Origin of the sequence: Nocardioides aequoreus (assembly GCF_000720335.1) — a bacterium.
GTDB classification, from domain to species: Bacteria; Actinomycetota; Actinomycetes; order Propionibacteriales; family Nocardioidaceae; genus Marmoricola; species Marmoricola aequoreus.
Genome location: NZ_JOJN01000004.1, coordinates 127157 through 150204 on the forward strand (window position 1 = coordinate 127157; position 23048 = coordinate 150204).

General features: G+C 75.4%; 22 protein-coding genes, 4 tRNA genes, 1 pseudogene and 2 riboswitches. Of the genes and pseudogenes, 13 read left to right on the forward strand and 14 right to left on the reverse strand.

The genetic code is table 11. The annotated features are described in order from the left end of the window. Positions 1–36: 36 nt before the first annotated feature. Positions 37–1152: a class I SAM-dependent methyltransferase gene (locus tag IG63_RS0109490; RefSeq protein WP_084596907.1), complete on the reverse strand. Its 1116-nt coding sequence runs from the start codon at positions 1150–1152 to the stop codon at positions 37–39. A gap of 161 nt (positions 1153–1313) precedes the next feature. On the opposite strand from IG63_RS0109490, the gene IG63_RS0109495 reads away from it, so the two are divergent. After that, a complete protein-coding gene (locus IG63_RS0109495; RefSeq protein ID WP_030484139.1) occupies positions 1314–4055 on the forward strand; it encodes a helix-turn-helix transcriptional regulator in 2742 nt (913 codons plus the stop codon). 14 nt (positions 4056–4069) lie between these two features. Here IG63_RS0109495 and IG63_RS22105 read toward each other — a convergent pair whose 3' ends face one another. Together IG63_RS22105 and IG63_RS0109505 are read right to left on the reverse strand one after the other, a co-directional pair. Continuing rightward, positions 4070–4189 carry a DUF2510 domain-containing protein gene (locus IG63_RS22105; protein ID WP_084596909.1) on the reverse strand — a complete coding sequence of 40 codons (120 nt, stop codon included), beginning with the start codon at positions 4187–4189 and terminating at the stop codon, positions 4070–4072. 186 nt (positions 4190–4375) lie between these two features. Then, a complete protein-coding gene (locus tag IG63_RS0109505) occupies positions 4376–4663 on the reverse strand; it encodes a DUF4287 domain-containing protein (RefSeq protein WP_030484140.1) in 288 nt (95 codons plus the stop codon). Between the two features lie 145 nt (positions 4664–4808). On the opposite strand from IG63_RS0109505, the gene IG63_RS23820 reads away from it, so the two are divergent. Then, complete coding sequence (locus IG63_RS23820; RefSeq protein WP_281174281.1) at positions 4809–4931, forward strand: hypothetical protein; 123 nt, start codon at positions 4809–4811, stop codon at positions 4929–4931. Between the two features lie 89 nt (positions 4932–5020). Here IG63_RS23820 and IG63_RS0109515 read toward each other — a convergent pair. The 3 genes from IG63_RS0109515 to IG63_RS0109525 form a co-directional block, all read right to left on the reverse strand. Beyond that, positions 5021–5095 (reverse strand) — tRNA-Val (locus IG63_RS0109515). A 12-nt stretch (positions 5096–5107) separates the two neighbouring features. Beyond that, positions 5108–5181: transfer RNA gene (locus IG63_RS0109520), tRNA-Cys, on the reverse strand. A 29-nt stretch (positions 5182–5210) separates the two neighbouring features. Beyond that, positions 5211–5283 (reverse strand) — tRNA-Gly (locus IG63_RS0109525). 155 nt (positions 5284–5438) lie between these two features. On the opposite strand from IG63_RS0109525, the gene IG63_RS0109530 reads away from it, so the two are divergent. Then, positions 5439–6260 carry an aminotransferase class IV gene (locus tag IG63_RS0109530; protein WP_030484141.1) on the forward strand — a complete coding sequence of 274 codons (822 nt, stop codon included), beginning with the start codon at positions 5439–5441 and terminating at the stop codon, positions 6258–6260. Between the two features lie 125 nt (positions 6261–6385). Then, the gene (locus IG63_RS0109535; RefSeq protein WP_036194990.1) at positions 6386–6904 is read left to right on the forward strand and encodes a VOC family protein; all 519 of its coding nucleotides are present in this window, start codon (positions 6386–6388) and stop codon (positions 6902–6904) included. A gap of 85 nt (positions 6905–6989) precedes the next feature. Here the strand turns inward: IG63_RS0109535 and IG63_RS0109540 are convergent, their stop codons facing one another. Further along, on the reverse strand, positions 6990–7421 hold the full coding sequence (locus IG63_RS0109540; RefSeq protein ID WP_051706488.1) for an SsgA family sporulation/cell division regulator: 432 nt from the start codon (positions 7419–7421) through the stop codon (positions 6990–6992). A 327-nt stretch (positions 7422–7748) separates the two neighbouring features. Here IG63_RS0109540 and IG63_RS0109545 point away from each other — a divergent pair. From IG63_RS0109545 to IG63_RS0109585, 9 genes are all read left to right on the forward strand, one after another. Continuing rightward, positions 7749–7820: transfer RNA gene (locus IG63_RS0109545), tRNA-Val, on the forward strand. Positions 7821–7943: 123 nt separating this feature from the next. Next, positions 7944–8134, forward strand: a riboswitch (cobalamin riboswitch). A gap of 32 nt (positions 8135–8166) precedes the next feature. Next, positions 8167–8898, forward strand: coding sequence for a (2Fe-2S) ferredoxin domain-containing protein (locus tag IG63_RS0109550; RefSeq protein WP_157210098.1), 732 nt, complete (start codon positions 8167–8169; stop codon positions 8896–8898). Next, a complete protein-coding gene (gene cobN / locus IG63_RS0109555; protein WP_030484145.1) occupies positions 8895–12509 on the forward strand; it encodes a cobaltochelatase subunit CobN in 3615 nt (1204 codons plus the stop codon). Before IG63_RS0109550 ends, cobN begins: the two co-directional genes overlap by 4 nt. Before the next feature lie 81 nt (positions 12510–12590). Further along, positions 12591–13331, forward strand: a complete 741-nt coding sequence (cobF, locus tag IG63_RS0109560) for a precorrin-6A synthase (deacetylating) (RefSeq protein ID WP_030484146.1) — start codon at positions 12591–12593, stop codon at positions 13329–13331. Next, positions 13328–13678 (forward strand): hypothetical protein, encoded by a 351-nt coding sequence (locus IG63_RS0109565; protein ID WP_036194993.1) that lies wholly within the window; start codon positions 13328–13330, stop codon positions 13676–13678. The genes cobF and IG63_RS0109565 overlap by 4 nt, the downstream gene beginning before the upstream one ends. Beyond that, on the forward strand, positions 13675–15051 hold the full coding sequence (locus IG63_RS0109570) for a cobyric acid synthase (RefSeq protein WP_030484148.1): 1377 nt from the start codon (positions 13675–13677) through the stop codon (positions 15049–15051). Before IG63_RS0109565 ends, IG63_RS0109570 begins: the two co-directional genes overlap by 4 nt. Beyond that, positions 15048–15767, forward strand: a complete 720-nt coding sequence (locus IG63_RS0109575; protein ID WP_030484149.1) for a cobalt-precorrin-6A reductase — start codon at positions 15048–15050, stop codon at positions 15765–15767. The genes IG63_RS0109570 and IG63_RS0109575 overlap by 4 nt, the downstream gene beginning before the upstream one ends. Further along, positions 15764–16288, forward strand: a complete 525-nt coding sequence (locus IG63_RS0109580; protein ID WP_030484150.1) for a bifunctional adenosylcobinamide kinase/adenosylcobinamide-phosphate guanylyltransferase — start codon at positions 15764–15766, stop codon at positions 16286–16288. Before IG63_RS0109575 ends, IG63_RS0109580 begins: the two co-directional genes overlap by 4 nt. Before the next feature lie 96 nt (positions 16289–16384). Further along, the gene (locus IG63_RS0109585) at positions 16385–16774 is read left to right on the forward strand and encodes a hypothetical protein (RefSeq protein WP_051706489.1); all 390 of its coding nucleotides are present in this window, start codon (positions 16385–16387) and stop codon (positions 16772–16774) included. On the opposite strand, the gene cbiB is transcribed toward IG63_RS0109585, so the two are convergent. From cbiB to IG63_RS23550, 7 genes and pseudogenes are all read right to left on the reverse strand, one after another. Further along, entirely contained in the window at positions 16704–17651 is a 948-nt protein-coding gene (gene cbiB / locus IG63_RS0109590) for an adenosylcobinamide-phosphate synthase CbiB (RefSeq protein WP_084596911.1), read from the reverse strand. The two genes, IG63_RS0109585 and cbiB, sit on opposite strands and share 71 nt — an antisense overlap. 22 nt (positions 17652–17673) lie before the next feature. Further along, positions 17674–18393, reverse strand: a pseudogene (locus IG63_RS22110) (adenosylcobinamide-GDP ribazoletransferase); the annotation flags it as partial. Then, entirely contained in the window at positions 18386–19396 is a 1011-nt protein-coding gene (gene cobT / locus IG63_RS0109600) for a nicotinate-nucleotide--dimethylbenzimidazole phosphoribosyltransferase (RefSeq protein WP_030484153.1), read from the reverse strand. The pseudogene IG63_RS22110 and the gene cobT, both read right to left, overlap by 8 nt. Beyond that, complete coding sequence (locus tag IG63_RS0109605) at positions 19393–20202, reverse strand: CbtA family protein (protein ID WP_030484154.1); 810 nt, start codon at positions 20200–20202, stop codon at positions 19393–19395. Before IG63_RS0109605 ends, cobT begins: the two co-directional genes overlap by 4 nt. Positions 20203–20222: 20 nt before the next feature. Beyond that, the gene (locus IG63_RS0109610; protein WP_030484155.1) at positions 20223–20459 is read right to left on the reverse strand and encodes a CbtB domain-containing protein; all 237 of its coding nucleotides are present in this window, start codon (positions 20457–20459) and stop codon (positions 20223–20225) included. Positions 20460–20490: 31 nt separating this feature from the next. After that, positions 20491–20610, reverse strand: a riboswitch (cobalamin riboswitch). Positions 20611–20660: 50 nt separating this feature from the next. Continuing rightward, complete coding sequence (gene cobC / locus IG63_RS23545; RefSeq protein ID WP_245604378.1) at positions 20661–21656, reverse strand: Rv2231c family histidinol phosphate aminotransferase CobC; 996 nt, start codon at positions 21654–21656, stop codon at positions 20661–20663. Next, positions 21649–23046: a cobyrinic acid a,c-diamide synthase CobB gene (locus IG63_RS23550; RefSeq protein ID WP_245604379.1), complete on the reverse strand. Its 1398-nt coding sequence runs from the start codon at positions 23044–23046 to the stop codon at positions 21649–21651. The genes cobC and IG63_RS23550 overlap by 8 nt, the downstream gene beginning before the upstream one ends. Positions 23047–23048: the final 2 nt, after the last annotated feature.

Genomic DNA, 23048 nt, shown 5'->3' on the forward strand with positions numbered 1-23048 from the left:
CGTGCTGCTCCTCCGACCCCGCGCAGGGGGTCCGGGTCACTTGCGGACCTCCAGCACGTTGTTGAAGGGAGTCTGCGCCGCGATGCGGAACTGTGTGAAGCCGGCGGCCGTCACGATGTCGCGCACGCGGGCCGGTCCCGCCTGGGTGCCGATCGCCAGGCCGACGTCCTGCGAGAGTGCCGAGGGCGTGCACAGCAGCGTGGAGAAGCCGTAGTAGGCGCGACCGACGGGGTTGAGGTTGTCCTCGACCCGGTCACCGGCGGCGGGCTCGACGATCATCCAGGTCCCGTCGTCGTCGAGCAGGCCGAGGACGCGTCGGGCGCACCCCACCGGGTCGCCCATGTCGTGCAACGCGTCGAAGGTCGTCACCAGGTCGTAGCCGCTCCCCTCGAGCGCCGTGGCGCCGGCGACCTGGTAGCCGACCCGGTCGGAGACGCCGGCCTCGCGTGCGCGCTCGGCGGCGACCTCGACCGACGGGGCGTGCGCGTCGGACCCGACGAAGGTCGATCGTGGGTAGGCCTGCGCCATCAGCACCGTCGAGGCGCCGTGCCCGCAGCCCAGGTCGTGGACCCTCGCGCCGCGCTGCAGCTTGTCGACGACGCCGGTCAGCGCGGGCAGCCACTCCGCGGTGAGGTGGGCGGCGTACCCGGGCCGGAAGAAGCGCTCGCAGCCGTCGTGCACGTCGTGGTTGTGCTCGCCCCAGCCCAGGCCGTCGCCGTCGCGGGCGAGGTCGAAGATCCTGGGGGCGTCGACGATGGTGCCGAAGGCGATCTGGAAGAAGCCGGGCAGGTAGGCCGGGGAGGTCTCGTCGGTCAGGGCGACGGCGTGCTCGGCCGGCAGCGTGTAGCGACCCGTGCTCGGGTCGTAGTGCACGACGCCCCCCGCGGCCTGGGCGTTGAGCCACTCGGTGGCGTAGAGCTCGCCGGTGTCGCTCACGCTCGCGACCTCGGCTGCGGTGAGCGGCCCGCGGTCCGCGAGGGCGCGGTAGTAGCCGAGCCGGTCGCCCATCACGACGAGGGCGCAGCCGAGCGCGGCCCCGACCTCGTCGACGGCGCGTAAGACGAAGCGCATCAGTGCCTCGCCGTCGATCTCGCCGGTCGGCGGCGTGCTCGGGTGCGTGGACGGGCGGGTCTCGGTGGTCTGGTCGGTCATGGTCGGTGTCCTCCTCGGTGCGGCGACACGTGCTGCCGCCGGTGCTCCGAGACTCGCGTCGGAGTCCTCCGGAGCGCATCCGGTGGCCCCCCTGGTCGTGGTCCCCGGATGGGTCCTTCAGTGGGTCCCGAGGAGGCCGCCTGGTCCCTAGACTCCGGAGCATGCTGGTCGGCCGGGATCAGGCCCGACGCGAGATCGGCGCCCTGCTCGCCGGGGCCCGGCTCGGCCAGAGCGGTGTGCTCGTCGTGCGGGGTGAGGCGGGCATCGGCAAGAGCGTGCTGCTGGAGGACGCCGCCGCCCGCGCCGAGGGCCTGCAGCTGCTCCGGGCGCGGGGCACCGAGTCCGAGCGCGACTTGCCCTTCGCGGGGCTCGCGACGCTGCTGCAGCCGCTGCTGGGGCGGATCGACGCGCTCCCCGCGCCGCAGGCGCACGCGCTGGGCGCAGCGCTCGCCTTGCGCGAGGGCGTCGCGACCGACCGCTTCGCGGTGGCGGCCGCCGTGCTGACCCTGGTGACCACGGCCAGCGAGCAGCACCCGGTGGCGGTCCTGGTCGACGACGCGCACCAGCTCGACCCGCCGTCGGCGCAGGCGCTGGCCTTCGTCTGCCGGCGGCTCGTCGCCGACCCTGTGCTCGTCCTCGCGGCGCTGCGACCGGCGGACGGCGCGGTCTGGGCGGGGCTGCCCGTCCTGGAGCTCGAGCGACTCGACCACCAGGCGGCGCGGGCGCTCCTCGACACCTCGGCCCCCGGGCTGACGGGGGAGCAGGCGGAGCAGGTGCTCGCCCAGGCGCAGGGCAACCCGCTGGCGTTGCGGGTGCTCGCGCGGCGCCTCCCACAGCCCACCGGGACGGCGATCCCGGAGCCCCCCGCCGCCGACCTGGCCTCGGTGGCCACCGAGGCCTTCGGGGTCGAGCTCGCCCGGTTGGCGCCGCCGGTGCTCGAGGCGCTCCGGGTCGCGGCGGTGGCGGGGGACGACCTCGGCCTCGTGGCGCGGGCCTGCGCGGCCGCGGGGATCCCGGCGGCCGCGCTGGAGGCGGCCGAGGCGGCGGGGCTGGTCGTCATCGGGCCCGACCGGCTGACCTTCGTGCACCCGCTGGTGCGGTCGGCCGTGTACGCCGCCACGCCCGCCGCTGATCGTCGGCGCTGGCACGCGCTGGTGGCCGGGAGCCTGCCCCCCGGCGACCTCGACCGCCGCGCCTGGCACCGCAGCGCAGCCACACTCGGACCCGATGAGCGCGTCGCCGCCGAGCTGGAGGCGGTGGGCGAGCGTGCCGCGGCGCGCGGGGCCCACGCGGTGGCGGCGTCCGCGCACGAGCGGGCCGCCCGGCTCTCGGCGGGCTCGGCAGGGACGGGCCGCCGGCTGCTCGCCGCGGGGGAGTCGGCCTGGCTCTCGGGCGACGACGCGCGCGCCGCCACGGTGCTCGACGAGGCCCTGCTCCACCTCGACGAGCCCGTCCTGCGCGCACGAGCCCGTGCCGTGACCGGACTCGCCGCCGCCCGCGGCGGCCGGCTCAGCGAGGCGCGCTCGGTGCTGCTCGACGCCGCCGACCAGGTGGCGGCCGACGAGCCCGGCGAGGCGCTGCTGCTGTACGCCGAGGCGATCGACGTGTGCTTCCACCTGCTCGACGCACCCGGTGGTGCCGCGGTGGCCGACCAGGTCGAGCGCCTGCTGGCCACGAGCGCCGGGGTCCCGGCGGTGCCGGCCGCGATCGCCTCGATCGCCGTGGGCATGGCGCGGACGCTGGAGGGGGAGTCGGGCGCCGAGCAGCTGCGTTTCGGCGTCGACTCCCTCGCCCGGCACCCCCGCGACGAGCGTCGTGCCCGCTCGGCGTGGGAGGCCCTCGGTCCGCTCTACCTGCGCGAGGTGGGCGCCGGGGAGGGCATCGAGGCGGCGCTGGCCGAGCGCCGCCGCGCCAGCGCCCTGGCGGAGCTGCCCCACCTGCTCTTCCACCTGGCGCGCGACGACGCGGCCGGGGAGCGCTGGCAGCGGGCGGAGGCGGCGTACGGCGAGGCGATCGGACTGGCCCGGGAGTGCGGGCAGAGCACCGAGCTGGCCCTCAACCTCGCGGGCCTCTGCTGGCTGCACGCGCGCCAGGGACGCGAGGAGGCGTGTCGTGCGCTGGCCGAGGAGGCCCGGGCGCTCGCCGAGCGCAACGACGTGCACCTGGCGTCGGTGTGGACGGCGTACGGGCTGGCCGAGCTGGACCTCGCGGTCGGCCGGGTCGAGGAGTCCGTCGCCGGCTTCGCGGCGCTGCTGCGCGACCTGGACCGGCTGGCCGTGCGCGACCCGGACCTCTCACCCGTGCCCGAGTGGGTCGAGGGCAGGGCGCGTCTCGGTGACGCACCGGACCTCTCGGACCCGACGGTGGCCGACTACCTCGTCCGGGCGGAGCGCAAGGGCCTGCCCTGGTCCCTCGCCCGCGCCGCCCGGGTGCGGGCGCTGCTGGCGCCCGACGACGGGGACGACGGGGCCGACGCGGCCTCGGCCGCCGCGCTCGCGCAGCACGCCCTCACCCCCGACCGCTTCGAGACCGCGCGCACGACGCTGCTCCGCGGCCAGCGGCTGCTCCGGCAGCGGCGCCGCGCCGACGCCCGCCCCCACCTGCAGCGCGCCCTCGACGACTTCGAGCGTCTTGGGGCGCGTGCCTGGGCCGACGTCGCGATCGCGGAGCTCGACGCGACCGGCGTCACCATCACCCGGCGCGACACCGGGCCCGTCACCGAGCTCACCAGCCGGGAGCTCCAGGTGGCGCTGCTCCTCGCCGGCGGCCGCACCACCCGGCAGGCCGCCACGACGCTCTTCCTGAGCCCCAAGACCGTCGAGTACCACCTGCGGCACGTCTACACCAAGCTCGGCATCGGCTCCCGCCCCGAGCTCGTGGCCGCGATGCGGTCGCGGCGCTGACGCGGCGGCGTACCTCAGTCCTTCTCGCCGTACCGCTGCTCGCCCGTGAGGGCGTCCCAGGCGTCGCCGTCCCAGTAGCGGTGGCCTCCGCTGGCGCAGGGATCGCGGTACCAGCCGGGCACGGCGGCAGACATCAGGGACCTTTCCGTCGGTGGGCAATCGACGCAAAGGCCAACAACGACGCGAAGAACCCAAATGTTCCGCTCGGGCCGGCCGATGGTCCTGGTGCACCGTCCTCCGGGGGGACCGCGGTGCGCACCCGCCGTGGAGGGGAGGGGCGCACCGCGGAGGACGGCTGCCACCTCCAGGGCGTACGCCGCTCAGTCGCCGCGCCGCGCGACGCCGTCCAGCCTCAGCTCGGCCGACGCATCGCGATGGGTGCCGCTCGAGCCGACGTGCTTGGCGGGTGCGACCGGCCCGTTCTTCAGCACGCCGTACAGCGCCATGGCGTGACCGCGCCCGAGCCCGTGCTCGTCCTTGAGCCACGCCACGACCTCGCCGGCCTTGCTCTGGCCGCTGAAGCCCCGCGCGGCCGCCTCGTCGAGCAGCTGCTGCGGGGTCCTGCCGGTCTTGGCCTCGATCGCGTCGAGGTACGCCTGGTACGACATGCTCCGGCCTTCCGGCGGCGAGGGATGGTGTGCCGGGACTGACCTGTCGCCGGCACGCGACTCATCGCCCGCCGCCCGCCTCCCGGCGCCACCGACCCGGACCAGACTCGGGGCGGCCGGACTGCCGCCGTGAGATCGTCGGCCCGTGGACGAGCAGAGCACCCTGAGCCCCACCCTCGGCGAGATCGCCCTCGGCGTCGTCGTCGTGGTCCTGCTCGTGCTCGCGGCGCTGCTGGTCGTGCGTGCCGTGCGACGACAGCGACGCTAGGCCCACGGGGCACGCCAGCAGCGCGTCGCGCCAGTCGGGTGCGGGCATGGAAAGAGGCCCCCGAGAGGGCCTCTGACCTGCAGTGACTCTGGTGGGCGATACTGGGTTTGAACCAGTGACCTCTTCCGTGTCAAGGAAGCGCGCTACCACTGCGCCAATCGCCCGGGGTGTTGAGTTGGAGGTGGGTACGGGATTCGAACCCGTGTACACGGATTTGCAGTCCGTTGCCTCGCCTCTCGGCCAACCCACCGTGGAGTCCCGGCAGACGGGGCTTCCTCGAGCGGACGACGAGGCTCGAACTCGCGACCTCAACCTTGGCAAGGTTGCGCTCTACCAACTGAGCTACGTCCGCTTGCAACCGTCTGGATCTAGGCGATCCCTCAGGTGCGGACGTAACCATAGCCCACCCGTGCGGGAGCACAAATTCGGGGGAGGGGACCGTGGATCGGCGCCCTAAGACCCTGTCGCTGCGGCGATCCGCGGTCGCCGATCGCTAGGGTCGGCGGCGTGCAGGTGTGGGTTAACGGGACAGTGCTGGAGGACCCTGCGGCGCCGGCCGTCGCCGTGGCCGACCACGGCTTCACGGTCGGCGACGGCGTCTTCGAGGCGTGCAAGGTCGTCGACGGGGTGCCCTTCGCCCTGACCCGCCACCTGCGGCGCCTGGAGCGCTCGGCGCACGCGCTCGGGCTGCCCGCCCCCGACCTCGACGTCGTCCGCGCCGGGGTCGCGGCCGTGCTCTCGGCCGAGCCGCTCGAGCGCGGCCGGCTGCGCATCACCTTCACCGCCGGACCCGCGCCGATGGGGTCGGGTCGTGGCGGGGGCGAGCCGACCCTGGTGGTCGCGGCGGCCGAGCTGCCGCCAGCCCTGGAGTCGGTCGCCGTGCGCGTCGTGCCGTGGCCGCGCAACGAGCGCGGGGCGCTCGCCGGCGTCAAGTCCACGTCGTACGCCGAGAACGTCGTGGCGCTGGCCGAGGCCGACCGCCACGGGGCGCAGGAGGCGGTCTTCGCCAACCTGGCCGGTCACCTGTGCGAGGGCACGGGCTCCAACGTGGCGTACGTCGTCGACGGCGAGGTCCGCACGCCGACGCTGGCGTCGGGCTGCCTCGCCGGCATCACCCGGGAGCTCTTCTGCGAGTGGGCCGACGTGGTCGAGGTCGACGAGCCGATCGAGGTGGCCGCGGGGGCCGACGAGGTCTTCCTGCTCTCCACCACCCGCGACGTGCAGCCCGTACGCCGCTGGGACGACCGCGGCCTCGCCGCCCCCGGGCCGGTCACCCGCGAGCTGCAGGCCCTGTGGGCAGCGCGCGAGGCCGAGCACCCCGACCCCTAGGTCCGTCCGCCTGTCAACCACCCGCCGTGCTGGCCCGGGGCAGAACGCCCACCTTTGAGGACGGGACCTGACCTGAAGCCCGGCCACGCTGGTCCTCCACGCAGCGACGAGGAGAGGACGGCGTCATGGACGGATCACCGGAGGTGCGGGTGCCGGCTCGGTACTCACGGGTGGATCCCTGGGTCATCAGCCAGGACACGGACGCGGAGATCGCGTTCCTGGGCGCCGCCTTCGGCGCCGTCGAGACCCCCGGGTCCCGCATGCTCGACCCGCAGGGGCGGGTCGGCCACGTCGAGGTGGAGGTCGGCGACGCCGTCCTCATGCTCTTCGACGCCCACCCCGAGTGGCCCCCGCTGCCCTCGCACCTGCGCGTCTACGTCGCCGACGCCCAGCAGGCCTTCGACCGGGCGCTGGGCGCCGGCGCTCGGCCGGTGACCGTGCCGACGGAGCTCGCCTTCGGCGAGCGGGTGGCGCGGGCCCGCGACCCTCAGGGCCACCTGTGGTGGATGCACGAGCGGGTCGAGGACGTCGACGCGGCGGATCTCGCCGCGCGCTTCGCTGATCCTGCCGCGCAGGCCGCGATGACCTACGTGCAGCACTCGGTGGCCGCGGAGCTCGCCACGCCGACGTCACGGACCCCGTGACGCACTCGACCCCCCGGACCTGGCGGAGGCCGGGGGGTCGTGGTGCCGGGGCCGCGCGAGGGGCACGGGCCCCGTCGTACGGCTCTCAGGCGGCGTCGAAGAAGCGGGCGAGCTCGGTGTCGAGGTCGACGAAGGTGCCCTCCTGGCCGTCGGGCACGGCGGCCAGCATCCGGTTGACGAAGCTGTTGACCACCCGCGACTGCGCCTGCACGAGCAGCTCGCCGTCGGGGGAGCACAGCTCGACGATCACGACGGCGGTGCCGTTGGAGCTCAGGCAGGGCCACACGTGCACGTCACCGTCGCCGGTGGGCTCGTAGAGGCCCTCGACCAGCAGCTCGCGGCCGAAGGTCCAGCGGACCTCCTGCGTGGAGTTGCGGAAGACCATCGTCACGGCGAACGGGTCGGCCGGGTCGAAGACGAGGTCGGCCTGCAGGGCCGTGGCCTCACCCTGCTGGTCGACGAACTCGAGGTCGACGAGCTCGGTGATGGTCTCGGCGGTGCGGGTGTGCTTAGTCATGGTGTTGTCCCTTTGGTCTACGTGAGGCCCCCTCCACGGAACCTCTTCGCGCCCCTCAACGCGATGGGAGAACAGTGCCTTGTTCCGAGTCGCGTCCGCAGGTCGTCGCTCCAAATGTCCGTTATGTACACGAGGTGGTCTATCCGCTGACCTCGACTGGTCTATTTTCAACTACCAGTGGTCTAGTCACGGTTGGCCCAGTTGCTGCGAGTTTTCGAGTCACAGGTGTAACAGCAGTGACGAAAACCGGTGGCGTGGCTGCGGCGCCGCGTCCCCGCAACCCCCGGTCGGAGGGGACGGTGGGCTGCGCTAAGGTGTGCACCGCTCGGGCGATTGGCGCAGTGGTAGCGCGCTTCGTTCACACCGAAGAGGTCACTGGTTCGAACCCAGTATCGCCCACCGAGACCATCCAGCCCCTGACTCCGCAGCCCTGCGGATCGGGGGCTGTGGCGTCTGTGTCGCAGCCGTCCTGGACCCGCGAGGACCGCGGGTGGCGCACGAGCACGGCGCGTCGGTGCCCTGGTACGTTGCGGTTGCCGTGGTGCACGGGAAGCCGGTCTGAAGCCGGCGCGGCCCTCGCCACTGTAGCCGTCGAGCACGGCGACCCCCGCTGTCCGGGAGACCGGTCAGGGCCACTGGGTGCGAGCCCGGGAAGGTCGGTCGCCGGGTGGTGACACGGAAGCCAGGAGACCGGCCACGGCACGCCCCCCGGGGCAACGCATTCCACGAGGGCTTGGAGCAGGTGATGGACGGGGCGACCCGTGACGCGCGGCGGTTGCTGCTCGTCGGGATGTCGGCACGCGAGGCGGCCGACGACGAGGCGCTGCGCGCGCTGGCGGCGCCGTACGCCGCCCACGTCGCGCACCTGCAGCTCGGCGACCCGTCGCTGGCCCGGGTGCTCGACCGGCTCGCCGACGAGAGCGACGTGCCGGTCGACGTCGTCGGGGTGTCCCAGGCGCGGCTGGCGCCCGGCGCGAGCTGGCTGCGCCGCGTGGCCGGCCACTGGTGGCGTGAGCGCACCGGGCCGCGGCCCGAGGTGGCCGTCGCCCCGACCCTCGTCGGGGACGCCGACGTGCTCCGCGCCATCGTCACCGACTCCTCCGGCGCGCTCCTCCGCCCGCTCGACGGACGCGAGGCCCCGATGGTCTCGGCCGCCTGGGAGGACGTGCCCGCCCACGCCCACCAGGTGCTGCTCTGCCGCGGCCCTCGCTGCACGGCGAGGGGCTCCGAGGCCGTCGCCGAGGCCCTCGTGCTCGAGCTCATGCGGCTCGGCCAGGGCGACGACGACGTGCTGCTGACCCACACCGCCTGCCTGTTCCCGTGCAACCACGCTCCCGTCGTCGCCGTGCAGCCTGACGACACCTGGTACGGCGCCGTCACCCCCGACGCCGTGCGCCGCATCGCCACCGAGCACCTGGTCGAGCACCGACCCGTCTCCGACCTCCAGCTGCCCCGCCACCGGAAGGCCCTCTCGTGAAGATCGCCCTGCTGTCGACGTCCGACACCGACCTGCTCTCGGCGCGAGCCTCGGGTGCCGACTACGTGTGGGCCAACCCCGGCCGCCCGGGGCACCAGTCGATGGCCGAGACCATCGAGGGCTGCGACCTCGTGGTCGGTCGCGTGCTCGGCGGCGCCGAGGACCTCTGCTCCGGCTTCGCCCGCATCAAGGGCACGGGCATGCCGATGGTCGTGCTGGGAGGGGAGCAGCAGCCCAGCGCCGAGCTGATGGAGCTCTCCAGCGCGCCCATCGGGGTCGCCGCCGAGGCCCACCGCTACCTCGCCGAGGGCGGCCCGGCCAACCTCGCCCAGCTGCACGCCTTCCTCTCCGACACCGTCCTGCTGACCGGCGAGGGCTTCGAGGCGCCCGTCAGCGTGCCGCAGTGGGGGATGCACGAGCCGGCAGCGGTCTCGACGGGATCGACCAGCGGGGCCAGCGCTCGGCCGCGCGTCGGGGTGCTCTACTACCGGGCCCACGAGGCCTCCGGCAACCACGCCTTCGCCCACGACCTGGCCCGCGCCGTCACCGCGACGGGCGAGGCGGTCGGCGTCCCCGTCTTCGCGGGCTCGCTGCGCTCGGCGCCCGACGAGCTCTTCGACGCCTTCGGCACCCTCGACGCCCTCGTCGTGACCGTGCTCGCCGCCGGCGGCAGCACCCCGGCCGACGTCAGCGCCGGCGGCGACGACGACGCGTGGGACGTCGAGCGCATCGCCGCCCTCGACATCCCGGTCCTCCAGGCGCTCTCGCTCACGAGCAGCCGCGCCGAGTGGGAGGCCAACGACGACGGAGTCACGCCGCTCGACTCCGCCACCCAGATCGCCATCCCCGAGTTCGACGGCCGCATCATCACCGCGCCCTTCTCCTTCAAGGAGATCGACGAGGACGGCCTGCCGCGGTACGTCGCCGACCCCGAGCGCTGCGACCGCGTGGCCCGCATCGCCGTCAACCACGCGCGGCTGCGGCACATCCCGGCGGCCGAGCGCAAGGTCGCGCTGATGCTGTCGGCGTACCCGACCAAGCACTCCCGCGTCGGCAACGCCGTCGGCCTCGACACGCCCGCCTCGACCATCCGGCTGCTCCGGAAGATGCGCGACGCCGGCTACGACCTCGGCGCCCCCGGAGCGATTCCGGGCCTGGACCTCGACGACGAGACCGAGGCCGGCAACACCCTCATCCACGCGCTCATCGACGCCGGCGGCCAGGACGAGGAGTGGCTGACCAACGCGCAGCTCACCGACGCGCACGTACGCATCACCGGCGAGCAGTACGCCGCGTGGACCGCCGACCTGCCCGACGACCTGCGCTCCGACATCGAGGAGGCGTGGGGCCCCGCGCCCGGCACGCTCTTCGTCAACGACGCCGGCGAGATGGTGCTCGCCACCATCCAGGCGGGCAACGTCGTGCTGCTGATCCAGCCGCCCCGTGGCTTCGGCGAGAACCCCGTCGCGATCTACCACGACCCCGACCTCGCGGTCACCCACCACTACCTCGCGGCGTACCGCTGGCTGCGCGCGCCCGAGACCGAGGGCGGCTTCGGCGCCCACGCCGTGGTGCACCTCGGCAAGCACGGCTCGATGGAGTGGCTGCCGGGCAAGAACGCCGCCCTGTCGGCCAGCTGCGCCACCGACCAGACGATCGCCGACCTGCCGCTGGTCTACCCGTTCCTCGTCAACGACCCGGGGGAGGGCGCCCAGGCCAAGCGCCGCGCCCACGCCACGATCGTCGACCACCTGATCCCGCCGATGGCCCGGGCGGAGTCCTACGGCGACATCGCGCGGCTGGAGCAGCTGCTCGACGAGCACGCCAACATCGCCGCGATGGACCCCGCCAAGCTCCCGGCGATCCGGGGCGAGATCTGGCAGCTGATGCACGCCGCCGAGATGCACCGCGACCTCGGCCTCGACGAGCGGCCCGAGGACGAGGAGTTCGACGACTTCCTGCTCCACGTCGACGGCTGGCTCTGCGAGATCAAGGACGCCCAGATCCGCGACGGCCTGCACGTGCTCGGCGGCGCACCGACCGGCCAGGCCCGGGTCGACCTCGTGCTCGCGATCCTGCGCGCCCAGCAGGTCTGGGGCGGTCAGCAGCACGCCGTGCCCGGGCTGCGCACGGCGCTCGGTCTCAAGGAGGGCTCCGAGCAGGTCGGCGCCGTCGACGAGATCGAGGCGCAGGCCCGGAGCCTGGTCGAGCGCATGGAGGCGGCCGGCTGGTCCGTCGACGCCGTCCCCGGCCTGCACGACGACCCCGTCGTGCAGCAGGTGCTGCGCTTCGCCGCGACCGAGGTCGTGCCGCGGCTCGCGGGCACCGACCGCGAGCTCGACATGGTGCTGCACGCCCTCGAGGGCGGCTTCGTGCCGGCCGGCCCGTCGGGGTCGCCGCTGCGTGGCCTGGTCAACGTGCTGCCGACCGGGCGCAACTTCTACACCGTCGACCCCCGTGCCGTGCCGTCGCGCCTGGCCTGGGACACCGGCCAGGCGATGGCCGAGTCGCTGGTGGCCAAGTACCTCGACGAGACCGGCGGCTACCCCGAGTCGGTGGGGCTGTCGGTCTGGGGCACCAGCGCGATGCGCACCAGCGGCGACGACGTCGCCGAGGTGCTGGCGCTGCTCGGCGTGCGGCCCGTGTGGGACGAGGCCTCGCGCCGCATCCACGAGCTCGCCGTGGTGCCGCTCGACGAGCTCGGCCGTCCGCGGATCGACGTCACGGTGCGGATCTCCGGCTTCTTCCGCGACGCCTTCCCGCACGTCGTGGCGATGCTCGACGACGCCGTGCGCACGGTCGCGGCGCTCGAGGAGCCGCTGGACCAGAACTTCGTGCGTGCTCACGCCCAGGCCGACCTCGCCGAGCACGGCGACGAGCGGCGTGCGACGACCCGGGTCTTCGGCAGCAAGCCGGGCTCGTACGGCGCCGGCATCCTGCAGGTCGTCGAGTCGGGCACCTGGCGCGACGACCAGGACCTCGCCGAGGTCTACACGCAGTGGGGCGGCTTCGCCTACGGCCGCGACCTCGACGGCCGCCCGGCCGCCGACGACATGCGCGCCAACTACCGGCGCATCAAGGTGGCGGCCAAGAACGTCGACACCCGCGAGCACGACATCGCCGACTCCGACGACTACTTCCAGTACCACGGCGGCATGGTCGCGACGGTGCGTGCGCTCACCGGCGCCTCGCCGCGGGCCTACGTCGGCGACTCCACCTCGCCCGACGCCGTGCGCACCCGCACCCTGCAGGAGGAGACCAACCGCGTCTTCCGCTCCCGGGTGGTCAACCCGCGCTGGATCGGTGCGATGCAGCGCCACGGCTACAAGGGCGCCTTCGAGCTCGCCGCCACCGTCGACTACCTCTTCGGCTTCGACGCCACCGCCGGTGTGGTGCACGACTGGATGTACGCCTCGCTCGCGCAGGAGTACGTGCTCGACGAGACCAACCAGCAGTTCATGAAGGACGCCAACCCGTGGGCGCTGCGCGGCATCGTGGAGAAGCTCCACGAGGCCGTCGAGCGCGGCCTGTGGGAGTCGCCCGACCCCGACCTGCTGGCGCAGATGCAGGCCGTCTACCTGGAGCTCGAGGGTGACCTCGAGGACCGCTGAGGTGCGCGCCGTCGTCGGGTGCGGGGGTCTCGAGGTCCTCGCCCAGGGGCTCGGACACCTCGACCACCGAGGAGCGCCGGCATGACCAGCGCCCTCACCATCCACGTGGTCGGCGTGGGCATGGGCCCCCAGCACGTGACGCCGGAGGCCGCGGCGGCGCTGGGGGAGGCGGCGTACGTCGTGGCGGCGCGCAAGCGCGACGACGACCCGCTGCTCGCGGTGCGCCGTGAGCTCGCCGCGGCTCACGGGCTCGAGGTCGTCGAGGTCGACGACCCGCCGCGCGACCGCTCGGAGCACCGCGACGCGAGCAGCTACGACGGGGCCGTGCGCGACTGGCACGACGCCCGGGCGCGGGCCTGGGGGAGCGCGGTGGCCGGGCGCGAGGGCGACCCGGCTTTCCTGGTCTGGGGCGACCCGGCGCTCTACGACTCGACCATCCGCGTGGTCGACCGCGTCGCCGCGGACCTCGGTGCCCGCACCAGGGTCGTCGCCGGCATCAGCGCGCCGCAGCTGCTGGCCGCGCGCCACGGCGTCGTGCTCCACGAGGTCGGACGCCCGGTGCACGTGACGACCCAGCGCCGCCAGGCCGAAGCGGTCGAGCAGGGCCAGCGCAACCTCGTCGTCATGCTGACCAGCGGGGTGCGGCTCGACGGGCTCGACGACTGGAGCATCTGGTGGGGCGCCAACCTCGGCGCCCGCGGCGAGCGGCTCGTGAGCGGCCGCGTCGGCGACGTGCGCGAGGCGCTGGAGCGCGCGCGTGCCGAGGCCGAGACCGACGCCGGCTGGGTGATGGATCTCTACCTGCTGAGGGGGCCTGCATGACCCTGCCCGAGCGCGACGTGCTGGTGTGCCGCGACTGCTGCTGCGGCACGGCGAGCAAGCATCCCCGCACCGACCACGACGCACAGCGCGACGCGCTGCTCGCCTGCGGCGACGTCGACGGCGTCCGCGTGCGAGTCGTGGAGTGCCTCGACGAGTGCGACCGCAGCAACGTCGTGCTCGTGCGCGACTTCACGCGTGGCCGCCGCCCGACCGACACCTGGCTCGGCGGGGTGCTGGACAAGGGCGCCACCGAGGAGCTGGTCGGCTGGATCAGCGAGGGCGGTCCGCTCCCGCACGCCCTCGAGCCCCACCGGATGGAGCGCACCCGCGGCGGGCGGCTGGCGTGAGCGGTCTGCTGGTCGCCGGCACCACCTCCGACGCAGGCAAGAGCGTGGTCACGACAGGCCTGTGCCGCGCGCTGGCGCGCCGGGGCGTGCGGGTGGCGCCGTACAAGGCGCAGAACATGTCCAACAACTCGATGGTCACCGGCGCCGGCGACGAGATCGGACGCGCCCAGTGGGTGCAGGCGCTGGCCGCGCGCGCCGAGCCCGAGGCGGCGATGAACCCCGTGCTGCTCAAGCCCGGCAGCGACCACCGCAGCCACGTCGTCGTGATGGGACGCCCGGGCGGCTCGGTGAGCGCGACCGACTTCGCCACCGGGCGGCGCCACCTCGCCGAGGCCGCGTGGGCGGCGTACGACGACCTCGCCTCGCGCTACGACGTGGTGGTCGCCGAGGGGGCGGGCAGCCCCGCCGAGATCAACCTGCGCAGCAGCGACTACGTCAACATGGGGCTCGCGCGGCACGCCGACCTGCCGACCGTGGTGGTCGGCGACATCGACCGCGGCGGGGTGTTCGCGGCGTTCTACGGCACCCTGATGCTGCTCGACGAGGCCGACCGGCGGCTGGTGGCGGGCTGGGTGGTCAACAAGTTCCGCGGCGACCGCGGCCTGCTGCAGCCCGGGGTCGACGAGATCGCCGCGCGCACCGGTCGACCGGTGTGGGGCGTGCTGCCGTGGCGGCCCGACCTGTGGCTCGACAGCGAGGACGCGCTCGACCTCGAGGGCCGGCGCGCCCGCGCGGGACGGGTGCGCGTGGCCGTGGTGCGACTCCCGAGGATCTCGAACTTCACCGACGTCGACGCGCTCGGGCTCGAGCCGGCGCTCGACGTCTACTTCGCCTCCACGCCGCGCGCCCTGGCCGACGCCGACCTCGTCGTGCTCCCCGGCACCCGCGCGACCATCAGCGACCTGGCGTGGCTGCGCGAGCGCGGTCTCGACGAGGTCGTGGTGGCCCACGCCCGGGCGGGACGACCGGTGCTCGGCATCTGCGGCGGCTGCCAGATGCTGGGGCGCGAGGTCGCCGACCCCCACGGCGTCGAGGGCCCGCCCACCACCGTCGAGGGCCTGGGCCTGCTCGACCTGCGCACCGAGTTCACTGCCGACAAGGTGCTCCGGCGGCACGAGCCCGCCGGCTACGAGATCCACCACGGCCGGGTCACCGGCGAGCGCGAGGCCGGGGAGGTCACCGGCACCATGGTCCACGGCGCGCTCGAGGACGACGCCCACCGCGACGCCTACCTGCGGCGTGCGCTGGGGGTCGCCTCCGAGGCCGGCTTCCCCGCCGCGCGCGAGGCCCGGCTCGAGCTGCTCGGCGACCTCGTCGAGGAGCACCTCGACGTCGATGGCCTTCTCGCACTCGCGCGGGAGGGCGTGCGGTGAGGGTGCTGGTGCTCGGCGGCACGGGGGAGGCGCGGGGCCTGGCCCGCGCCCTGGTCGACGACGGCGTCGAGGTGACGACCTCGCTCGCGGGGCGGGTGCGCGACCCGGCGTTGCCCGTCGGCGAGGTGCGGATCGGCGGCTTCGGCGGGGTCGACGGCCTCGCGCGCGCGGCGGCGGCGTACGACCTGGTGGTCGACGCGACGCACCCCTTCGCCGCCACCATCTCCGACCACGCGGCCCGGGCCGTGGCGCGCGACCGGCTGCTGCGGCTGCAGCGCCCCGGCTGGGAGCCGGTCGGCGACTGGCGTCCGGTGCCCGACCATGCCGCGGCGGCCCGACTCGCCGCAGGGCTGGGGGAGCGACCCTTCCTGACCGTGGGCCGGCAGTCGCTCGGCGACTTCGTCGCACCCCTGGAGGGGGCGGCCGCCCTGGTGCGCGTGGTCGACGCGCCCGAGCACCGGCTGCCGCCCGCGTGGACGCTGCTGCGCGACCGGGGGCCCTACGACGTCGCGGGCGAGCGCTCGCTGATGGCGCGCCACGGCGTCGACGTGCTCGTCACCAAGGACTCCGGCGGCGCGCTGACCCGCGCCAAGCTCGACGCCGCCGCGACGCTGGGCGTCCCGGTCGTCGTGGTGGCGCGGCCCCCCGCCCCCACCGGCGCACGCACCGTGGCCGACGTCGCTCAGGCCGCGGCGTGGGTGAGGATGCACCGGTGAAGGTCCTCGTCACCGGCGGCGTCCGCTCCGGCAAGTCGCGCCACGCCGAGGCCCTGCTCGGCGACGGGCCCGCGACGTACGTCGCCCCCGGGCCGACGACCGCGGAGGACCCCGACCCCGACTGGGCCGAGCGGGTCGCCGCCCACCGCGCCCGCCGCCCGGCCGGCTGGACGACGCTTGAGAGCCGCGACCTCGCCGCCGCCCTCGCCACCCCCGGCCCGGTGATCGTCGACTGCCTCGGCACCTGGCTCTCCGCGGTCGTCGACGCCGCCGCGCTGTGGGAGGCGCCGGGGGCACAGGTGCACGCCCACGTCGACGCGCTGCTCGTCGACGCGGTCGCGGCCCTCACCGCGGCCGCGGGACCGGTCGTGCTGGTGACCAACGAGGTCGGCCTCGGCGTGGTGCCGTCGCACCGCTCCGGCCGGCTCTTCCGCGACCTGCTCGGCACCGGCAACCAGCGGCTCGCCGCTGCCTGCGACGAGGTCCACCTGGTCGTCGCGGGACGGGTGCTGCGGCTGTAGGGAGAGGTGGGCGACCTCACGTCGGCGCGGCGTGAGCACCGCGCCGTCGCTCGGTAGGTTCGAGACGCCAGCCCACCCGAGCGAGGAGCACCCCCCGTGAGCACTCCGGTCACCAGCCCGTCGACCAGCAGCGTCCCCCGCACCACGGTGGTCGTGGGCGCGATCCTCGTCGTCGTGGGCGTGCTGGGCTACCTGCTGTCCGACTCCCGCAGCCTGACGGCCTTCATCCCGTCGGTGCTCGGCGCCCTCCTCGTGGTGTGCGGCGTCGTCGGCGCCCGTCGGCCCAAGATCGGCATCCACGCCGCGCTCGTGGTGGCGCTCGTCGGGGTGCTCGGCACCGTCCCCAACGTGCTCGGCCTCGGCGACCTCGTCTCGGGCGACAGCGAGCGTCCGCTGGCCGTCGTCAGCGGCACCGTCACCTTCGTGGTGCTCGTCGTCTACCTCGTGGTCGGCATCCGCTCCTTCGTGGCCGCCCGGCGGGGCTGAGCGGGAGCCCGGACGCCGCCCGACGCCGGCCGAGACCGGCGACCATGGCGGCGAGGAGGATCGCGCCGGCGTCGACCCGGCGCGCGAGGGCGGTGGCGCGGCGCACGTCGGTGACCCGGGGCGGTGGGCCGTCGCCGAGGAGGTGACGGTGCTCGACGCGGTCGCCGTAGGTGTTGCGGCCCCCGAGCCGCACCCCGAGGGCCCCGGCGAACGCCGCCTCGACGGGTCCGGCGTTGGGGGAGGGGTGCCCCGGCGCGTCGCGCCGCCAGGTGCGCCACGCCCCGACGTGGTCGTGACCGAGGCCGACGGCGAGCAGGGCGCTCAGGCGCGACCCGGGCAGGGCCAGCAGGTCGTCGAGGCGGGCCGACGCCCAGCCGAAGTCGGCGTACCGCTCGCTGCGGAGGCCGACCATCGCGTCGAGGGTGTTGGCGGCGCGGTGGCCCACCAGTCCCGGGACCCCGAGCACCGCGCCCAGCACCAGCGGGGCGACGACCGCGTCGGAGGTGTTCTCGGCGACCGACTCCACCACGGCCCGGGCCACCTCGTCCTCGTCGAGTCGGCTCGGGTCGCGGCCCACGAGGTGGGTCAGCCGCTGGCGGGCAGCGGGCAGGTCCCGGCGCTCGAGCAGGCCCGCGACGGCGTGCGCCTCGCGCTCCAGCGACGTGCCACCGAGCACGGCCCAGGTGGCCGCGGCCGTGGCCAGGACGTGCGCCGTGGGGCGGTCGCTCGTCGCGCGCTCGAGCAGCACGCCGAACGCAGCCGCGCCGCCGACCAGCACCACGACGTGCGCCACGCCGCGACGCCGCAGCGCGGCCGGCGGCCTCGGCACGCGGTGGGGTCCGGGCGGGTGCAGCCGGTGCTCCAGCGCCAGTGCCACCCAGCAGCCCGGCCAGGCACAGCTCGATGCTCGCGCCGTAGACGTCGCCGTTGGTGCCGCCGATCCGCGTGACGGCACGACGTACGACGAGGACGACGACGAGGGCGCCGAGCGCCGCGGCCAGCGGCCCGCGCCACCAGTCGCCGTCGTCCCAGGTGACCAGGAGGGTGAGCACCATCCCCGCGACGAGCCAGCCGGCGACGGCGAGAGGGGTCGGGACGGTGCCGGCGTACGTCGACCCGAGCCCGCCCTCGCGTGCCGCCGGGACACCGTGACGACAGGCCAGCCACAGCGCGAGCCGCGAGAGGCACACGACGACCGCGGCGGTCACGACGCCGCGCCAGGTGGTGACCAGCGAGGCGAGCCCGGCCGCCTGCAGCCCCAGCACCAGCACGACGGCCGCGCTGCCCGCGGGCCCCGAGGTGCTCGTGTGCATCGCGGCGAGCGCCCGGTCGCGGTCGAGCGAGGCGGTCAGCCCGTCGGCGGTGTCGGAGAGCCCGTCGACGTGGAAGGCGCGGGTGCCGAGCACCAGCACGGCGACCGAGAGCAGCCCGACCACCAGGCCCGGGAGGTCGAGCCCGAGCCCCACGAGGCCGACGAGGAGCACGCCCAGCCCCAGCGGAGCGACGGCGAGCGGGGCCAGCAGCATCGCGTCGCGTGCGACGGCCCGGTCGACCCGCGAGGGCATGCCGACGCGCACCGCCGTCAGCATCCCCAGCGCGAGCCGCCAGCCGTCACGCATCCGGTGGCAGCAGGTCCGCCAGCAGGGCGACCTCGGAGAGCAGCGCCGCCGCGGCACGCACGAGCGGCACGGCGGCGACGGCCCCGCTGCCCTCGCCCAGGCGCAGGTCGAGGTCGAGCAGCGGCGCCAGGCCGAGCTTGTCGAGCGCGAGCGACTGGGCGGGCTCGGTCGAGCGGTGGCCGGCCGCGCACCAGGCGGCGACGCCCGGCTCGATGCGGTCGGCCGTGAGCGCGCAGGCCACGGCCATCAGGCCGTCGAGGAGCACGGGCACGCCGAGCCGCGCGGCGGTCAGCAGGTAGCCCGTGGCCGCGGCCAGGTCGGCGCTGCCGAGGGCGGTGAGGGTCTCGAGGGGGTCGGTCACCCGCTCGCCCGCGCGCCGGAGGGCGGCGTCGACGACCTCGGCCTTGCGGGCCAGGCCGGCGTCGTCGACGCCCGTGCCGCGGCCGACGACCTCCGCGGCGGGCAGGCCGAGCCCGGCGGCCACCAGCGCCGCGGCGGGCGTGGTGTTGCCGATGCCCATGTCGCCGGAGAGCAGCAGGTCGGCACCGGCGGCGACCTCCTCCTCGGCGACCAGGCGGCCGACGTCGAGGGCACGGGCGGTCTCGTCGCGGGACAGCGCGTCCTCGAGGTGGATCGCTCCCGACCCGCGGCGCACCCTCAGCGGCCCCGCGTCGTCGCTGTCGACGCCGACGTCGACGACGCGCACGCTGACGTCGTGTGCCCGGGCCAGGGCGTTGACCCCGGCCCGACCGGCCAGGAAGGTGCCGACCATGGCCTGCGTGATGGCCGGCGGGTAGGCGCTGACGCCGTACGCCGCGACGCCGTGGTCGCCGGCGAAGATCGCGAGGCGGACGTTGCCCGGCGGCTCCGGTGGCACCCCGCCCTGGCAGGCGGCGAGCCAGGTGCCGAGGTCACCGAGCCGCCCGAGCGCACCCGCCGGCACGGCCAGCCCGGCGAGCCGCGCGGCGGCCTCCCGGGCAGCCTGCGCGTCCGGGGCCCTCACAGGCTGGCGGCCAGCTCGCGGCGCGCCGCCTGCTCCTGCGCCTCGCGCTGCACCCGGCCGAGCGACCACGCCAGACCGAGGCCGATCACCGCCCAGGTGGTGGCGAGGGTGAGCAGCGAGGCGAGCCGGAAGGCCCACAGCGTGCTGGCGGGGAAGTCGCCCAGCTCGTCGACGGCCGGCATCAGGGCCGTGACGAGCATCATCGCGACGACGTACGCCGCCACGCCGGCCAGCACCCCGTCGAAGGCCCCCCGGCCGGCCGCGACCCGCCGGGCCAGCAGCACCGCGGCCCACGCCGCGAGCACCGAGAGCGCCAGCAGCCCGAAGTAGAGGGCGGTGCGCGACCCGATGGTCTCGCCGCTGCCGACGGCGGGCGGGTTGGGCGGGTACTTCAGCCACGGCACCAGCGCGGTGGCCACGAAGCCGGCGCCGGCGACGACCAGGGTCGAGCCACGCAGCGACAGCCGGCCGAGGCGTCCCGCCGCGGCGGCGGAGACCAGCCCGACCAGGCCGCCCAGGGCGACGCCGACGGCGACGGTGGCGGTCAGCAGGCCCCAGGTGCGCTGGGTCTCCCGGCTGGTGCCGCCGGCCTCGTCGCCGTGGCTGTGACCGGCGGTCGCCTCGTCGTCGGAGTGGGAGTGGGAGTGGCCGTCGGAGGCGGGCTCGGCCGGGGCCGCTGCGCTCTCCTCGAGCTCGATGGCGCGCTCGACGTGGGGCTCGCCCACGACGAAGGCGACGGCGAAGGCGAGCAGGCCGGCCACGAGACCGACCAGCAGGCCCCGGACCAGGAACGATCGGGGATTCATCGCGGTGGCTCCTGCGCGCGTCAGTGGCAGGGGAAGCCGAGCAGGTGCCGGCCGTCGTGCACGAACTCGTGGATCGCCGTGCCGGCGGGGATCGAGACCGCGCCCTGGTCGGCGGAGACGAAGAAGAGCACGAGCAGTGCGGCGAGGCCGAGGAACAGCGCCCAGGGGGCGAGCCGCCGCAGCGGGATGCTCGGCACCTCGCCGGGAAGTGCGCCGGGAAGGGCGGTGGCGGGTGTGGCGGCGTGCGACGACGACATGGTGCCTCCTCAGGGATTCAGCGTCCCTGGTTGTCGGGGTGGTGTGCAGGCCGTCGTGTCTGACTCACCACCCGGTCGCCCGGGTGGCTCACAGTGGCGCGACCGTGCCGGACTTGCACCGGCTTCCGCGACCTGCGCTCCGCACCCTAGGGCATCCACGCGTCGACGTCTGCACCCCCCGCGCCGGTGTCGGACGAGGACTCAGGAGCGGGACGCTGCGGCGAGCAGCGGCAGCACCCGGTCGGTGACCTCGGGTGGTCGCACGGCGAGCCGGACCCAGCTCGCGTCGAGCCCGGGGAAGGTGTCGCAGCGACGTACGGCGACCCCGGCCTCGCGCAGCCGGGCGTGCACGCCGTCGCCGGGCCGCGCGAGCACGAAGGCGGTGCTCGATGGCACGTGGTGGACCCCGACGTCGGCGAGGCCGGCCTCGAGGTGGGCCCGCCAGCCGGCCAGCAGGCCGGCGCGGCGTACGGACTCAGTGCGGGCCCGCTCGCTCGCGCACGCCGTCATCGCGGCCGCGGCGGGGGTCGAGACCGACCACGGCGTACGGGCGGCGCGCAGCGGGGCGACGTCGTCGGGGTGGCCCAGCAGGTAGCCGGCCCGGATGCCGGGGATCGACCACTGCTTGGTGAGGCTGCGCACGACGACGAGACCGGGCGTCACGACGTCGGCTAGCGACGCGGGCTCACCGGGCACGGCGTCCATGAAGGCCTCGTCGACCACCACGAGCCGCCCGGGCCGGAGCAGCGCTCTCACGGCGCCGGCCGGGTGGAGCACGCCGGTCGGGTTGGTGGGGTTGCCGAGCACCACGAGGTCGGCGGTGTCAGGAACGGCGGGCAGCGCGAAGGGCTCCGGCGCGACCACGGCGTCGACCTCGTGGCCCGCGGCCAGCAGCGCGGCGTGCGGCTCGGTGAACTGCGGGTGCACCACCACCGGGTGCCGCCACGGCCGCCGGGCCAGCAGCGTGAAGGCCTCCGCGGCGCCGGCGGTGGCGACGCAGTGGGCGGCCGGGCGGTGGTGGTAGGCCGCCAGTGCGGCCTCGGCGGCGGTGGGGTCGGGGTAGCGGCCGACGTGGTCGAGGCTGACCCGCAGCGCGTCGTCGAGCCAGCCGGGGCGGGAGCCGGGGAAGACGTTGACGGCGAGGTCGACGAGGCCCGGCGTGGCCTCGACGTCGCCGTGGTGGCGCAGGTCAGGCATGCGCGTGGTCGTGGGAGCGGACCGCCTCGGCGAAGCGGGCGGCCAGCTGCGGGTGGCCCGCCCAGTGGGTGTGCAGGTACGACGCGTGCAGCGTCGGGCCGGCGAAGCCCTCGGCGGTCCCGTCGACCTCCCACGCCGGCACCGGTCCGTGACCGGGGTCGGTGCGGGTGCGGTGGAACTCGTGGCCGGTGACCCGCTCGCCCGCCCGGGTCAGCAGCGTGTCGTGCGGCGCGACCGCCTCGGGGTAGCGCAGCGTCAGCCGCTCGTGCATGGCGGCGCTCGCCGGCACCGCCCCCACCATCGGGGCGCCGTCGAGGGTGTCGGCGAGGTAGAGCAGGCCCGCGCACTCGGCGACGGTCGGCACCCCGTCGGCGACGGCCGCGGCCAGCTCCCGGCGCAGCGGCGCGTTGCCCGTCAGCTCGGCGGCGTGCACCTCGGGGAAGCCGCCACCGAGGTAGATCCCGCGCGTGCCCGCCGGCAGCCCGGCGTCGCCCATGGGGTCGAACGCGACCGGCTCGCACCCTGCCGCCCGCAGCAGCTCCTCGGTCTCGGCGTAGCGGAAGGTGAAGGCCCGTCCGCCCGCGACGGCGACCACGGGGCGGGTCCTCGGGGCAACGGGTCCGTCCGGGCCCGCGTGCCGCTGACCCCTGGCCCCAGAGGCCTCCAGCGCGGCGCCCGCGTCCCAGGCCTCGCCGTCGAGGGCGGGGGCGGCGCGGGCGACGTCGAGCAGGGCGTCGAGGTCGAGGTGCGCCTCGACCTGCGCGGCCAGCCGGTCGAGCGCGTCGGCGGCGAGGCCGCGCTCGGCGGCGGGCACCAGCCCGAGGTGGCGCGACGGGGCGCTGACGTCGGCGTCGCGGGGGAGCGCGCCCAGCACGGGCAGCGGCATGGCGCGGCGTACCTCCTCGACCATGCGGGGCGACGAGACCTGGTTGAGCACGACGCCCACGACGTCCACCGCGTCGTCGTACGTCGCCATGCCGTGGACCACCGCCCCGAGCGAGCGGGAGGCGCGCGAGACGTCGACGACGAGCACGACGGGGGAGCAGGTGAGGGTGGCGACGTGGGCGGTCGAGGAGAAGCCGTCGGTGCCGACCTTGCCGTCGAAGAGACCCATCACGCCCTCGACGACCGCGACGTCGGCGCCCCGCGCCCCGTGCAGCAGCAGCGGGACCATCGCGTCGGGCCCGCACAGGTGGGGGTCGAGGTTGCGGCCGGGGCGCCCCGAGGCGAGCGCGTGGTAGCCGGGGTCGATGTAGTCGGGTCCGACCTTGTGGCCCGAGACCTCGAGGCCGCGCCGGGCGAGCGCGGCGATGATGCCCGTGGTGACCGTCGTCTTGCCGGAGCCGGTGGCGGGGGCGGCGACGACGAGCCGCGGCAGGGACGTCAGCACGG